General features: G+C 60.5%; 8 protein-coding genes and 1 rRNA gene. 2 read left to right on the top strand and 7 right to left on the bottom strand.

Annotated features, from left to right (window positions below):
• Positions 1-230: 230 nt before the first annotated feature.
• Positions 231-1,715: ribosomal RNA gene (locus HPQ64_RS05795) — 16S ribosomal RNA — on the bottom strand.
• 823 nt (positions 1,716-2,538) lie between these two features.
• Between HPQ64_RS05795 and HPQ64_RS05790 the strand changes: the two genes are divergently transcribed.
• Complete coding sequence (locus HPQ64_RS05790; protein WP_172887379.1) at positions 2,539-4,506, top strand: M23 family metallopeptidase; 1,968 nt, start codon at positions 2,539-2,541, stop codon at positions 4,504-4,506.
• Positions 4,507-4,610: 104 nt separating this feature from the next.
• Here HPQ64_RS05790 and clpB read toward each other — a convergent pair whose 3' ends face one another.
• Positions 4,611-7,208 (bottom strand): ATP-dependent chaperone ClpB, encoded by a 2,598-nt coding sequence (gene clpB, locus HPQ64_RS05785; RefSeq protein WP_172887378.1) that lies wholly within the window; start codon positions 7,206-7,208, stop codon positions 4,611-4,613.
• 214 nt (positions 7,209-7,422) lie between these two features.
• On the opposite strand from clpB, the gene HPQ64_RS05780 reads away from it, so the two are divergent.
• Positions 7,423-8,184, top strand: a complete 762-nt coding sequence (locus HPQ64_RS05780; protein WP_172887377.1) for an MOSC domain-containing protein — start codon at positions 7,423-7,425, stop codon at positions 8,182-8,184.
• Positions 8,185-8,289: 105 nt separating this feature from the next.
• Here HPQ64_RS05780 and HPQ64_RS05775 read toward each other — a convergent pair whose 3' ends face one another.
• From HPQ64_RS05775 to HPQ64_RS05755, 5 genes are all read right to left on the bottom strand, one after another.
• Positions 8,290-9,117 (bottom strand): DUF4167 domain-containing protein, encoded by an 828-nt coding sequence (locus HPQ64_RS05775; RefSeq protein WP_210260104.1) that lies wholly within the window; start codon positions 9,115-9,117, stop codon positions 8,290-8,292.
• 417 nt (positions 9,118-9,534) lie between these two features.
• Positions 9,535-10,428, bottom strand: coding sequence for a peptide chain release factor N(5)-glutamine methyltransferase (prmC, locus tag HPQ64_RS05770; RefSeq protein ID WP_210260103.1), 894 nt, complete (start codon positions 10,426-10,428; stop codon positions 9,535-9,537).
• Positions 10,425-11,498, bottom strand: coding sequence for a peptide chain release factor 1 (prfA, locus tag HPQ64_RS05765; RefSeq protein WP_172887376.1), 1,074 nt, complete (start codon positions 11,496-11,498; stop codon positions 10,425-10,427). The genes prmC and prfA overlap by 4 nt, the downstream gene beginning before the upstream one ends.
• Positions 11,499-11,571: 73 nt before the next feature.
• Positions 11,572-13,839: a phosphoenolpyruvate--protein phosphotransferase gene (gene ptsP / locus HPQ64_RS05760; protein ID WP_172887375.1), complete on the bottom strand. Its 2,268-nt coding sequence runs from the start codon at positions 13,837-13,839 to the stop codon at positions 11,572-11,574.
• Between the two features lie 85 nt (positions 13,840-13,924).
• On the bottom strand, positions 13,925-15,175 hold the full coding sequence (locus HPQ64_RS05755; protein WP_172887374.1) for an aspartate kinase: 1,251 nt from the start codon (positions 15,173-15,175) through the stop codon (positions 13,925-13,927).
• Between the last annotated feature and the right edge of the window lie 106 nt (positions 15,176-15,281).

Here is a 15,281-nt window from a genome sequence, read left to right as displayed (position 1 = left end):
AGGCCCGGAAAGGCCCGGCGCATTGCCACCGGCAGACCCAAGAGCCCACCGCCCGCAAAGCGGACCGGCATACACGGGTCAACCACTTTACTCGTCCTGGAAGAAAGAGATACGAAGACGGCGATGCTCCGCTCTTGAGATGGCTCTTGGATCTTGCGATCCGGCCGTTGTTCCAAGTGAACCACGATCGAAGCGGCCGAAGGCCGTTTCAATGCCAGGTTCATCCTTAGAAAGGAGGTGATCCAGCCGCAGGTTCCCCTACGGCTACCTTGTTACGACTTCACCCCAGTCGCTGACCCTACCGTGGTTGGCTGCCTCCCTTGCGGGTTAGCGCACCACCTTCGGGTAAAGCCAACTCCCATGGTGTGACGGGCGGTGTGTACAAGGCCCGGGAACGTATTCACCGCGTCATGCTGTTACGCGATTACTAGCGATTCCAACTTCATGCACCCGAGTTGCAGAGTACAATCCGAACTGAGACGGTTTTTGGAGATTAGCTCCGGGTCACCCCTTCGCTGCCCACTGTCACCGCCATTGTAGCACGTGTGTAGCCCAGCCCGTAAGGGCCATGAGGACTTGACGTCATCCCCACCTTCCTCTCGGCTTATCACCGGCAGTCCCCCTAGAGTGCCCAACTGAATGATGGCAACTAAGGGCGAGGGTTGCGCTCGTTGCGGGACTTAACCCAACATCTCACGACACGAGCTGACGACAGCCATGCAGCACCTGTGCTCCGGTCCCCGAAGGGAAAACACCATCTCTGGTGTGTGCCGGACATGTCAAGGGCTGGTAAGGTTCTGCGCGTTGCTTCGAATTAAACCACATGCTCCACCGCTTGTGCGGGCCCCCGTCAATTCCTTTGAGTTTTAATCTTGCGACCGTACTCCCCAGGCGGGAAGCTTAATGCGTTAACTGCGCCACCAAATAGCATGCTACCTGACGGCTAGCTTCCATCGTTTACGGCGTGGACTACCAGGGTATCTAATCCTGTTTGCTCCCCACGCTTTCGCACCTCAGCGTCAGTACCGGGCCAGTGAGCCGCCTTCGCCACTGGTGTTCTTCCGAATATCTACGAATTTCACCTCTACACTCGGAGTTCCACTCACCTCTCCCGAACTCAAGACTGACAGTATCAAAGGCAGTTCCGAGGTTGAGCCCCGGGATTTCACCCCTGACTGATCAGTCCGCCTACGCGCGCTTTACGCCCAGTGATTCCGAACAACGCTAGCCCCCTTCGTATTACCGCGGCTGCTGGCACGAAGTTAGCCGGGGCTTCTTCTCCCACTACCGTCATTATCCTCGTGGGTGAAAGAGCTTTACAACCCTAGGGCCTTCATCACTCACGCGGCATGGCTGGATCAGGCTTGCGCCCATTGTCCAATATTCCCCACTGCTGCCTCCCGTAGGAGTCTGGGCCGTGTCTCAGTCCCAGTGTGGCTGATCATCCTCTCAGACCAGCTATGGATCGTCGCCTTGGTGGGCCATTACCCCACCAACTAGCTAATCCAACGCGGGCCAATCCTTCGGCGATAAATCTTTCCCCCGTAGGGCGCATACGGTATTAATCCCAGTTTCCCGGAGCTATTCCGTACCGAAGGGCATGTTCCCACGCGTTACTCACCCGTCTGCCACTAACCCCGAAGGGTCCGTTCGACTTGCATGTGTTAGGCCTGCCGCCAGCGTTCGTTCTGAGCCAGGATCAAACTCTCAGGTTGAACAAAAAGTCGATCCGGCTTCAATTAGGTCACGCTCAAAGTCAAACCCTGACCATAAGATCAAGGTCGACAGGAGAACTCTCAGGTCCAGGCAAAAACCCGAACCGAAAGTCTTCTTTGAGAGATCGTAACCGGCCGGTTACCCTTGCTCGTCAGCGCCAGAAGCGCCTCGCAAGAACACCGCCGTCCACGTCTCTCTTCCTTCCATATTCAATTGTCAAAGAACCGAGGTCACCCTCAAAACCATCCCAAACACCCAACCCCAAGGGCCGGAAAAGCCGACAGATAACCATTCCTCCAAAGAGGCCGATCATCCCAGCCGTGTCAGGTAGTGCCGACAGCGAGGGGCGCCGTGGTCTCCCCGGCGCCGCCGTCGTCGATGGGCGTCTTATACGCACACCCAACAAAACCGTCAACAACCCCAACCAAAAAAAATCCAAACCCCAAAAAAACAGACCTAAATTATCAACACCCATTGGGGATAAAGGTGCGGCGCAGCATGGGCAAATTCGTGAAAACTCCTTGATTTGCCTTACTTGTGCCGGATTGCTCGGGCTGGTGAACGCGGGTATAAGGTCTGTGCTTCGAGGGGGCGGCGAATTCGGGTTCGCTGCCAGTCCGCCCGGAGCGCGATGGACAAGAGAGCGGAATATGAACGGGCCTGATGCGCCCGCCGATCATTGTCCATTGTCGACGGCTTTATATGGCGTAAACGCGGTTTCTCGCGGCATGCCATTTTACGCCGGTGAATGGATTTAAAGCGACGCGCGCCGCCACCCGGTGCGTGTTTTATGAGACCGAAGGCGAGAAGACCGGAATTACGATGCAGGCAGGGCTGTTTCATCCTACGCATAATCAAAGCGTCGATCTGGGGGATGAAGCTCCGCTCATGGTCTACGACGAGCGGAACCAACTGCCCGACAAGAAAAAGGTCAGCCTGCGCTGGCTGAGCGGCACCATCCTGACCGGCCTTACATCCGTATTTCTGATGGGTGGTGCGATGATCGCCGCGCTTGACGGGCAATATCGCGTGTCCGCGGCTCCATCCCGTGACGCCGACACGGCCGCTTTGGAAAACGAACGGATCAAGACCAAGACCGCGACGAAAGGCGACCGCGTCGCAAGATCAGGCAATCAGCATTCGAGCCGCCAGATCATTCCCGTCAGCACGGTGAACAGGATCGACGGCCGGGACCACATCAAGGTTCGTCCCTATGCGCTTGTGACCGCGACGCTTGCCACGCGCCGGTCGCTTGACCTTCAAGGAGAAATTCCGTCTTTCAACCCGGTCGATATTTTTTCGGAAGGAAAGACGCCCGCGGAGCGGGCCACGAGCGATGCTGTCTATGAAGCGCGCGTCGATGGCGAGGTTTCAATCAGCGTCAGCGATTTTCCGATCGACAGCCCTCTTCTCGATGAAGGGCTTGAGCGGGGCGAGGCGGAAATCGAGCGGCTTGTGAGAGCTTCGGCCCGTTTCCTGCTCGACAATGAAGTCGACATCGCCGCGCAGCCGGTGGTCGATCCGGCACGTTTCGACTTCACGCTTGCCCGCCAGTCCGCATTCTCCCGACTTGATGTGCGCATCACGCCGGAAAACGTGTCCTTCAAGTCCAAAACCGGAGATAGCGATGCTTATGCCGGTATGGAGGAAAAGATCATACCGGTGACCGCGGGCGTCGAGCTGCGCGACATTCTTCTGGAAAACGAAGCGACGGAAGAAGAGGCCGATCAGGTTCTCGCGGCCTTTCAGCGGATTTACGGTATCGACAAACTTCAGGACGGGCAGAGAATTCGCTTGGCGCTGAGTCCGGCGGAAGATGCCAGCAACCGGATGCGGCCTGAACGCATCAGCCTCTATTCCGATATCGTTCATGAAGCGTCGGTCGCGCGGTCGGACAACGGAACCTTCGTTGAGGCAGAGGCGCCGACGACGGTTCTGGCGGATGCCTTCGCCGAAGCCGACAGGCTCGGCTATTCCGGCCCGACGCCTTCGCTCTACGACAGCCTCTATCAGACGTCTCTGGAGCAAGAAGTTCCCAATGAACTCATCGAGGAACTGGTGCGGGTGTTCTCGTTCGATGTCGACTTCAAGTCTCGCGTGAAACCGGGAGACTCGCTGGAAATCTTCTACGGTCTGGAAGACGAAAATTCCGAAACGCCCCCCGAGATCCTTTATACGTCGCTGCGGACCGGCGGGACCCCGCGCAAATTCTATCGCTTCCGCACACCCGACGACGGTGTGGTCGACTTTTACGACGAAACCGGCAAGAGCGCTAAAAAGTTCCTGATGCGCAAGCCTCTTTCCGGCGGCCGCTTCCGGTCCGCCTTCGGGCTGCGCAAACATCCGATCCTCGGCAGCGTCAAGATGCACAATGGCGTCGACTGGGCGGCCGGACGGGGCACTCCCATCATGGCGGCGGGCGACGGCACGGTCATCAAGGCGAAATGGGCAGCCGGCTATGGGCGCCGCATCGAAATCAAGCACGCCAACGGCTACGTCACGACCTATTCCCACCAGTCGCAATTCGCCAAGGGCATTCGCGAAGGCGCCCGTGTCTCACAGGGGCAGGTGATCGGCTATATCGGCTCCACCGGCCTTTCCACCGGTCCGCATCTCCACTACGAGGTGCTGGTGAACGGGCGGTTCGTGAACCCGATGCGCATTCGCCTGCCGCGCGGGCGCGTGCTGGAAGGGGACATGCTCGCGGCGTTCGAACGCGAGCGCGATCGGATCGACGCCCTGATCGAACGCGGGTCCGGCCCGTCGCGGGTCGCATCGGCGACAAACTGATTTCTCTATTTCATCCTGAGTCGGCAGCAAAAAAACGGTCGGCACCGCGAGATGCCGACCGTTTCATTTAAGCCTTCGCTCCGGGAAAAGCCTCCTCTTGCAGTTCAGGCGGCTTCCGTCTTTTCTCCGCTGACCGCAAATAACAAGCGGTCGGTACCGGCTGAAACCGCGACAACCTGGCCGTCGCCAATTTCTCCGCCAAGCAACATCTCCGCCATCGGATCCTGAACGAATTTCTGGATCACCCGTTTCAACGGACGCGCGCCGTAGACCGGATCATAGCCCTTTTGGGCAAGCCAGCCTTTCGCACCATCGTCGAGTTTGAGTTCGATCTTGCGATCCTGCAGCAGACGATCCAGGCGAAGAAGCTGAATATCGACGATTGCCGCCATCTGCGCGCGCTGCAAGCGGTGAAACAGGATGATCTCATCCAGTCGGTTCAGGAATTCAGGCCGGAAGTGGGCGCGCACAACCTCCATGACTTCGTTTCGAACGGCGCTGGAATCCTGGCCTTCGGGCTGGTTAGCCAGATATTCCGAACCCAGGTTCGATGTCATGACGATCAGCGTGTTGCGGAAATCGACGGTATGTCCCTGCCCGTCGGTCAGCCGTCCATCGTCGAGCACCTGGAGGAGCACGTTGAAGACGTCGTGATGCGCCTTTTCGACCTCGTCGAAGAGAATCACCTGATAAGGCCTGCGCCGAACCGCTTCGGTCAGCACGCCGCCTTCTTCGTAGCCCACATATCCCGGAGGCGCACCGATGAGGCGGGCGACCGAGTGTTTCTCCATGAATTCCGACATATCGATGCGAACCATCGCCGATTCATCGTCGAACAGGAAAGCGGCCAGTGCCTTGGTAAGCTCCGTCTTGCCGACACCTGTGGGACCCAGGAACATGAAGGACCCAATCGGACGGTTCGGATCCTGGAGGCCGGCACGCGCACGCCGTACGGCGGTGGATACGGCATGAACAGCTTCGGACTGGCCGACGACGCGCTTGGCAAGTTCGTCTTCCATACGAAGCAGTTTTTCGCGTTCGCCTTCCAGCATCTTATCGACGGGAATGCCGGTCCAGCGCGAGACAACCTGGGCCACATGCTCGGTCGTCACGGCTTCCTCGACCATCGCCTCGGAATCGGTTTCGGTCTCGACTTCGGAAAGTTTACGCTCCAGTTCCGGGATGATCCCGTAGGCCAATTCCCCGGCCCGGGCGAGATCGCCCTGGCGCTGCGCCTTTTCAAGTTCGATGCGTGCGTGGTCGAGCTGCTCCTTCAGCTTCTGCTCCGCACCCAGTTTTTCCTTCTCGCTCTGCCAGCGCTGGGTCAGGGAGGCAGATTCCTCCTCAAGGTCGGAAAGCTCCTTTTCCAGCTTTTCAAGCCGGTCCTGCGTCGCCTTGTCCGTTTCCTTCTTCAGCGCTTCGCGCTCGATCTTGAGCTGGATTATCCTGCGGTCGAGCTCATCCAGTTCCTCCGGCTTCGAATCGACCTGCATGCGAAGCCGGCTTGACGCTTCGTCGACCAGATCGATCGCCTTGTCCGGCAGGAAACGGTCGGTGATATAGCGATCCGAAAGCGTGGCGGCGGAAACAATCGCCGAATCGGTGATCCGCACGCCGTGGTGCAGTTCGTATTTCTCCTTGATGCCGCGCAGAATGGAGATCGTATCCTCCACCGACGGCTCGTTGACGAAGACCGGCTGGAAGCGGCGGGCAAGGGCCGCATCCTTTTCCACGTGCTTTCGATATTCGTCGAGCGTGGTCGCGCCGACGCAATGCAGCTCACCACGGGCAAGCGCAGGCTTCAGAAGATTGGAGGCATCCATCGCCCCTTCCGCCTTGCCGGCGCCGACGAGGGTATGCATCTCGTCGATGAAGAGAATAATGCCTCCGTTTGCCGCCTGGACTTCCGACAAAACACCCTTGAGCCGCTCTTCGAACTCGCCGCGATATTTCGCGCCGGCGATGAGCGCACCCATGTCGAGTGCGAGCAGCCGCTTGTCCTTGAGCGATTCGGGAACGTCTCCATTGACGATCCTGAGCGCAAGCCCTTCGGCAATGGCCGTTTTGCCCACGCCCGGCTCGCCGATGAGAACGGGATTGTTCTTCGTGCGGCGCGACAGAACCTGAATCGTGCGTCGGATCTCGTCATCGCGGCCGATCACGGGATCGAGCTTACCGTCTCGCGCGGCCTGGGTCAGATCGAGAGCGAATTTTTTCAAGGCATCATACTGGTTTTCGGCCGAGGCGGTGTCGGCGGTGCGCCCCTGGCGCAACTGGTTGATCGCCTCATTCAGCCCATTGGGCGTGACACCGGCTTCGCTGAGTGCCTTGCCTGCCGCACTTTCCTTGATCATGGCAAGCGCGAGCAAGAGCCGTTCGACAGTGACATAGCTGTCGCCGGCTTTCTGTGCGATCTTTTCGGCTTGCTCGAAAACCTTCGCGGTTTCGGGCGCCAGATAAAGCTGCCCGCCTGCCCCGGAAACCTTGGGCATCTTGGCGAGCGCCTGCTCGACGGCAAGCGCGGCATCCTTGGGGCGACCGCCGGCGCGCTCTATGAGGCCTGCACACATTCCTTCGGAATCGTCGAGCAAAACCTTGAGTAGATGCTCGGGAGCAAACTGCTGGTGGCCCTGCGCAAGGGCGAACGTCTGTGCCGATTGAACGAAGCCCCTGGCACGTTCCGTGTACTTCTCGAAATTCATACTGACCTCCTGACCGACACGCCCCCCGAAGCGAGGCGAGTGCAAAGAAGTGCGGACCCGCTATAGCAGCTTCCGCGCGCCCTTCCGGCTTATCGCAATGAACCGGCTCGGGCGCGCTCTCGATATAGTGTTGCATATCGACAACAAAAAGGGGTTGATCTTGGGCAAATTGCGGTGTGCAACTTTGAACCTGGAAAATTCAGGAGCTTGTCGCATGGGTGAATGCCGTATCGTCCGCCTCATACGCTATCCGATCAAGGGGTTTGAGGGAGAACCGCTTGAAGACGTCGCCATTCGTCCGGATGAAACCTTTCCCTTCGATCGCGCCTATGCGATCGAAAATGGCGACTCGGGCTTCGATCCCGCCGCACCGAAGCATTTTCCGAAGATCGCGTTTCTCATGCGCATGAAAAATGCGGACCTCGCACGGCTGGCGATTCGTTTCGACGAAAGGAGCCGCCGCCTGGAGATTTCGGAAAACGGCACGACGGTGGCGAGCGGCGAGTTGACCTCGGCTTCCGGCCGTAGCGAGATCGAAACGTTTATTGCCGCGCGTTTCGCCGACGACCTGCGCGGGACGCCGCGCATCCTGCATGCCGAAGGGCACTCATTTTCCGACGTCCCGGAAAAGCGCATCCATCTCGTCAATCTCGAAACCGTTCGCGCGGCTGGAAAGATTGTCGGCCGGGACCTCGATCCCGCCCGTTTCAGGGCCAACGTCTATATCGACGGGCTGCCTGCCTGGACGGAGTTCAATTGGCTGGATAAAGAAATCACTTCAGCAGGGCTTCGGTTTACTGTCACAAGCCGCACTAAACGCTGCGCCGCGGTCGATGTCGATCCGGAAACGGCGGAACGCGACACACAGATCCCGCAAGCCTTGATGGAAGCGCTCGGCCATCGTGACCTCGGCATATATCTGAGAGCGGAGAGCGAGGGCCACCTCAAAGTCGGCCAGTCAATCGCCCAGGCCTGACCATCGAACGAAAGCTTTTACCGCCCGCTACACAGGCGAAAAGGCCGAAAACGACAAAGCCTGCGACCTTATCGGCCGCAGGCTTCTTTTTTCAGGTTTACGCGTTCAAGCGTCTGTCGATGCGGGGCTTTCTTCCGCTTCGCTCGATTCGCTTTTCTTGGTGCGTGCACGCGGGGTCCGCCTCGCGCGAGGCTTCCTTGGCGCATCTTCAACCGGCGACGCGCCTTCGTCTTCACCGGTATCCGCCGCAGAACCGGCAGCGCCGTTCACTTCGGCCGCCGGATCGTCGATATCGGTTGCTTCCGTACCTGTGTCGGTGCCCTGTGTGGCACCCTCAGGCCTTGTCCTGCGCACGCCGCGTCCGCGCGTACCGCGCACCCGACGCTTGGGCGCGCCGTTTTCGCCACCATCGTCGTCGGCGCCCGCCCCTTCGGCGGCCGATGGTTCGGATCCGGAGCCAGTTTCGCCGCTTTTCTCTGAGGCCGCTCCCTCTCCAGCCCCATTCCTGCCGTCCTCGCGCAAGCCCTTCGTATTGATGCCGGGGCTACGGTCGATGAATGGCTGCGGCGCGTCAGGCGGCATATAGGCGCGTGAGGGAGATCCCTCGCGGCTGTCGCTCCGGCGCTCGGGCGCCTGATCCGTCTCGTCCTCGCCGTCATCGTGACGCGAATGTACGGATTGTTGCTGTTGCGGCTGCGCCGCCGCGACAATACGCAGATAGTGTTCGGCGTGCTGATTGTAATTTTCGGACATCACCCGATCACCCGCCGCCTGCGCATCACGCGCCAACTGCTGGTATTTCTCGGCGACATGAAGCGCGGTTCCGCGGATCTTCACATCCGGTCCGTTGGATTCATAAGTCCTGCTGAGCGGATTCGGGCCTTTCCGGCCCCTGCCGCGCATGCGCTGCTTGTTCTGATTTCCTGGTCTCATTCTGCCGTTTACTCTCACGAACGGCGGCCGGCTCAACGCCAGCCTATTGATCGATCGACAAATATCGACCGGTCGAGTTCACCGTACTGATACTTCGGTCCTCCGGATACGCAGGCAGTCGCCACGCAATCCGATCGATCGGCTCATGCGTCGGAACATCCAGATGTTCAGCTGACGCGCCGCGTCTGCAAACAGACCGATGCCGAGGAACGTCCGTGCCTTTGTCGGAGTTCCGAGGGTCGAGTGACGCACCCGTTACGCAAAGGTGCAGACAAGGCCGAGCAAACGCTCAATACCACTCGGTTTTCGATGCCCCCGGAGATTTCGATCCCCAATCCGGGTTTCGACGATATGGAAACTAGCCGGTTCCGCCTCGTTTTCCAAGCGTCTTTTTCGTCTCCCGAACAAAACGTCCCACTACGTTGCACGAAAACCTCGAACGACACGATCATGTCCCGCAAGGTCTTGAAATATTGAAATATTCTCATAACCCGATTCGGCCATTATCGCAGCGACATCCGCTGCCTGATCGTGGCCGATCTCAAAAAAAAGATAACCTCCGGCCTTAAGAAGGGGCTGCGAATCGCGCGTTATGGCCCTGTAGGCGGCAAGGCCGTCCGCTCCACCGTCGAGGGCGAGCATTGGATCGTGCAGCCGAACGCCCGCGTCGAGCGTGTCTATGTCCCTTGTTCTGATATAGGGCGGATTGCTCACAAGAAAATCGAATTTGCCTGAAATTGCGGAATGGTCTTCACAAGCGACGGGCAAGAACCTTTCGCCGACGCCATTTCGATCGGCATTGGCGCGCGCCATGCGCAGCGCACCAACGCTTATGTCGGTCCCGATGCCGATGGCACCGCTCAATTCATGAAGCAGGCTCACCGCTATCGCGCCGCTTCCGGTACCGATGTCGAGGATCTTCAGCTTCCCGGAACGGCCGCAGCAGCACTCAAGGACCTGTTCCACCAGCAACTCGGTATCGGGCCGAGGCTCCAGCGTCTCATCCGACAAGGCGAACGGCAAACCCCAGAATTCCTTTAGCCCGAGAATTCTGGCCACCGGCTTGCCTGCCAGCCTTTCGCGCGCAAGCTCCGATGCGCGCTCGCGCATCGCCCGGTCGACCGTATCCTCGCCCTTGAGAACGACTTCGTTTGTTTCGCGGTCCGTCGCGCAGGCGGTCAGAACCCTGGCGTCCAGATCCGGCGTGGACAGCGCGGCCCCGCGGAAGGCGGCGCGCATCTCCCGGTAGAGCGCGGCAACAGTCTTCGCCCTGGCGAAATCGGGTTGCCGACCGGCCGGGGGCGTGCTCACAGGCCTTCCGCTGCAAGAAGTTTCGCCTGGTGGTCAAGCGCCAGCGCGTCCACGATTTCGTCGAGCGCTTCACCGGCGATCACCTGGTCCAATTTATAAAGGGTGAGGCCGATACGGTGGTCGGTAACACGCCCTTGCGGGAAGTTATAGGTGCGGATGCGCTCCGAACGGTCTCCGGAACCGACCTGCAGCCGGCGCGCTTCTGTCCGTTCGCTCGCGGCACGCGCACGTTCGAGATCGTAGAGTTTGGCCTTCAGGAGCTGCATCGCCTTGGCCTTGTTCTTGTGCTGGGAGCGCTCGTCCTGCACGGAAACGACGATACCGCTCGGTTCATGAGTGATGCGAACCGCCGAATCCGTGGTGTTGACGTGCTGACCGCCCGCGCCGGAGGCGCGAAATGTATCGATTCTCAGATCGCCGTCGTTGATCTCGATATCGACATCCTCGGCTTGCGGGAGGACGGCGACGGTCGCAGCCGAAGTGTGGATGCGCCCGCCCGATTCGGTTTCCGGCACCCGCTGCACCCTGTGCACGCCGGATTCGTATTTCAGATGGGCGAACACACGTTCCCCCGAAACGGAAGCGATCACCTCCTTGTAGCCGCCGACCTCGCCTTCGCTTGCCGACAAAAGCTCCACCTTCCATCCCCTGAGTGCCGCATACCGCTGGTACATGCGAAAGAGGTCGCCTGCGAAAAGTGCCGCCTCGTCGCCACCCGTGCCCGCCCTGATTTCCAGAATGACGTCGCTTCTGTCCGCCTCGTCCCTGGGCAGCAGGCCAAGTTTCACCTCCTGGCTCAGACGCTCGACCTCGGCCCGCGCCTCTTCGCGTTCATCATGGGCAAGCTCCGCCATGTCCGGCTCGGTCGCCGGATCGGAGATCATCGCCTCGATACCCTCAAGGTTTTCTTCCGCGCTCTTCAGCGCCCGCACCTTCGCAACAAGCGGCTCAAGTTCCGCATAGTCCCGCGAGAGGCGAACATAGGTTTCCGGATCCGGATTTTGCGTCATCCGGTACTCCAACTCCTCGAACCGGGAGAGAATTCCATCGAGTTTTTCCGCCGAAATCATCGGCTGTCTGCTCCGGGTTGAATGGAAGGGTAAGCCGCTTTGTCTGCACGGCCAATTGCAGGGGCTAGGCCCGCTAAAGCGGTATATCGTGCTCTGCGGCAAACGCGCGCAACGATTTACGCAAGTCGACCGGCCCACTGCCGGGCTCGAGCTTCGGCAAGATCCGAGCGCTGAGCCGGCCTATGTCGACGGAGCGCACCATTGCCTTGATGGGCCCGAGCGCGGATGCGGACATCGACAGGTCGCGATAACCCAGCGCAAGCAGCGCCATGGCCTCAAGCGGGCGCCCGGCAAGCTCGCCGCACAGCGTCACGGGAACGCCGGCCAGTTTCGCCCTGGTCACGATCCGCCGCAGCGCGCGCATGAAGCCGATGTTCAGCGGGTCGAAACGGTCCGACACGCGGGTATTTCCGCGGTCGGCGGCGTAGAAGAACTGTAGGAGATCGTTCGAGCCGACGGAGACGAAATCCACCTCCTGGAAAAGTTCCTCAAGCTGGAAAAGCAGCGAAGGCACTTCGATCATCACGCCAAGACGAAGCTTGTTCGGCGTCTTATGGCCATGGCGCTTGAGGTGCTTGAGCTCACGCTCCACGAGCGCCTTGGCCTGCACGAATTCGGCCACGTCGGCCACCATCGGAAACTTGATCTTCAGGTCACGCCCGGCCGCTGCGTGAAGAAGTGCGCGGATCTGCGTGCGCAGGATCGCCGGGCGGTCCAGGCCGAGACGCAGCGCGCGCCAGCCCATGGCCGGGTTCTCCTCCTGAATCGCACGCAGATAGGGAAGCACCTTGTCGCCGCCGATATCGAGCGTGCGAAACGTCACCGGCCGCCCTTCGGCGGCATCGAGCACCTTCTCGTAAAGCCCCTTCTGCTCATTCATGCGCGGGAAGGACGATGCGACCATGAACTGAAGCTCGGTGCGGAAGAGGCCGATCCCGCCGGCGCCCGACTCCACCATCGCCGGCAGGTCGACAAGCAGGCCCGCGTTCAGAAGAAGCGAAATCTCCACCCCGTCGCGGGAAACGGAAGGCTTGCTGCGCAGGCGCCGATACTGCGCCTGCCGGCGTGCCCGGAAACGCACCTTTTCCGCGTAGGCGTTTTCCACATCGCCTGGCGGGCGCAATTGCACCTGCCCCATTTCGCCGTCGACGATGATCGCATCGCCGCCTTCCGCGAGGCTGACGATATCCTGCACAAGGCCCACGGTCGCGATGCCGAGCGCACGGGCAACGATGGTCACATGACTTGTCGGCCCGCCTTCCTCCAGCACAAGCCCGCGCACCCGGTCGCGGCCATAGTCGAGAAGCTCCGCCGGCCCCATGTTGCGCGCGATTACGATGGCGTCCTTCGGCAGGCTGTCCGTGCCCGGGCCATGCTGACGGCCCATCAGCTCACGAATGAGCCTGTTGCCGAGATCATCAAGATCATGCAGCCGCTCGCGCAGATATGGGTCGGTCTGGCGCATCATGCGCGCGCGCGTATCGGACTGCACCTTTTCGACCGCCGCCTCGGCGGTCAGGCCGTTGCGAATGGCTTCCTCGATCTTGTGGATCCAGCCCCGGTCCTGGGCGAACATGCGGAAGGCTTCCAGCACTTCGCGATGCTCGCCGTGCTGGCCGAGATCCCCATTCGCGAGAAGATCGTCCAGGGAAAGGCGCAACCGGTTGATCGCGCTTTCAAGACGGCGCAATTCATGGTCGACGTCCTCCGCAATCAGGTTGGTGACGACGACCCTTGGCTCGTGCAGCACGACATGGCCGAGCCCAACCCCTTCCGACAGGGCGACACCCTTGAATTCCATCGGGCGGGTAAGATCGAGCTTTGTGCCCTGCTGCGAAATCGCTTCCAGCTCGCCTGCCGCCACCATCTCGGCGATGACCATGGCGGTGGTCTGAAGCGCCTCGACCTCGTCTTCGAAATAGGTCCTGTGAGACTTGTTCTGGACGACGAGCACGCCCAGCGTGCGCCCGGCACGCAGGATCGGCACGCCGAGGAAGGAATTATAGGCTTCTTCACCCGTTTCCGGCCGGTATGCGAAGGCGGGATGAGCCTGTGCGTTGGGCAGGTTGAGCGGACGCGCATCGGCAGCGATCAGGCCGACCAGGCCTTCGCCCACGCCGAGGCTCGTTTTGTGGACGGCATCCCGGTTGAGGCCTTCGGTCGCGTAAAGCTCAAGCATGCCGTCCGCCCGCAGGATGTAGACGGAACACACTTCCGCAACCACGTTGGCGGCAATCAGGACGACGATCTTGTCCAACCGTTCCTGCGCGTTGATCGGCTCCGCCATGACCTCGCGGAGGCGCCGCAACAACACGCGTGGTCCGGCCAGGCTGCTCCGCATCACGCGTCGAATCCTTTCCCGACGACCGGCGGGTCCCCGTAGGCCTTTTGTCTCGTGCGGGCGATCCGCCGCTTCGCCTGCGTGTCTATCCGTCTAGACCGTATAGCGAATGGAGAGTCCGCACCGCAAGTTCGGTGTATGCCGAATCGATGAGCACCGAGATCTTGATCTCCGATGTCGTGATCGCCCGGATATTGATCCCCTTCTCCGCTAAACCGCGGAAACATTGGGCTGCGATGCCCGCGTGAGAGCGCATTCCGATGCCGATGACCGACACCTTCACAACATTGCGCGCGCCTTCGATCGCCCCGAAGCCTATTTCCTCGCGCCGGCCTTCGATCACTTTCAGGGCCCGCTCATAGTCCGTTTCGGGAACGGTGAAGGTGATATCCGTCTTGTCGCCGTCCGGCGAAATGTTCTGGACGATCATGTCCACATTGATGTTGGCATCCGCAAGCGGGCCGAACACGGCGTGGGCGACGCCCGGCTTGTCCGCCACATCGCGGATTGAGATCTGGGCCTCGTCCTTGGAAAAGGCGATGCCGGTAACGACTTGCTGTTCCACGATCTCGTCCTCGTCGCAGATAAGGGTTCCCGGAGGAAGGTTGCCGTCGCCCGTCTGGGGCGCATCCGGGTCATCGAAGCTTGAACGCACGAATGTCCGCACACCATGCACCATAGCCATTTCGACGGAGCGGACCTGCAGCACCTTGGCGCCGAGCGAAGCCATCTCCAGCATCTCCTCGAACGCCACCCGGTCAAGCCGTCTGGCAGAATGCACGATACGCGGGTCGGTCGTATAGACGCCGTCCACATCGGTGTAGATATCACAGCGGTCGGCCCGGATTGCGGCGGCGATCGCAACCGCGCTGGTGTCGGACCCGCCGCGGCCCAGCGTCGAAATACGGTTGTCGGGCGCAACGCCTTGAAACCCGGCGACAACCGCCACCTGGCCTTGCCGAAGCCGTTCGATCAGGCGATCGCCGTCGATTTCGCCGATGCGGGCGGCCCCGTGCGCGCTGTCGGTGCGAAGCGGGATCTGCCAGCCTTGCCACGAGCGCGCGTTGACCCCCATTTCCTGAAGCACGATGGACAAAAGCCCCGATGTCACCTGCTCTCCCGAGGCGACGACCGCGTCGTATTCGCGCGCATCATGCATGGGTGCGGCCTGGCGGCAAAGCTCGACAAGCTTGTTCGTCTCGCCCGCCATGGCGGACACGACGACGGCAACCTCGTGGCCCGCGTCGACCTCGCGTTTCACATGCCGCGCCACATTGCGGATCCGGTCGAGGTCGGCGACGGACGTTCCGCCGAATTTGAGAACCAGTCGGGCCATAGAATGCGTATCACGTTATCAAATGCGTTTGGCGGCGCGGATGCGCCATCCGGGTCGGCGCGTATGCATACAGACTGCCGGTCCCGGCTGCAATACTCACGCTTGA

This window comes from Hongsoonwoonella zoysiae (genome assembly GCF_013266695.1).
Lineage (GTDB): Bacteria > Pseudomonadota > Alphaproteobacteria > Rhizobiales > Stappiaceae > Hongsoonwoonella > Hongsoonwoonella zoysiae.
This window is presented reverse-complemented; position numbering and strand designations above follow the sequence as displayed.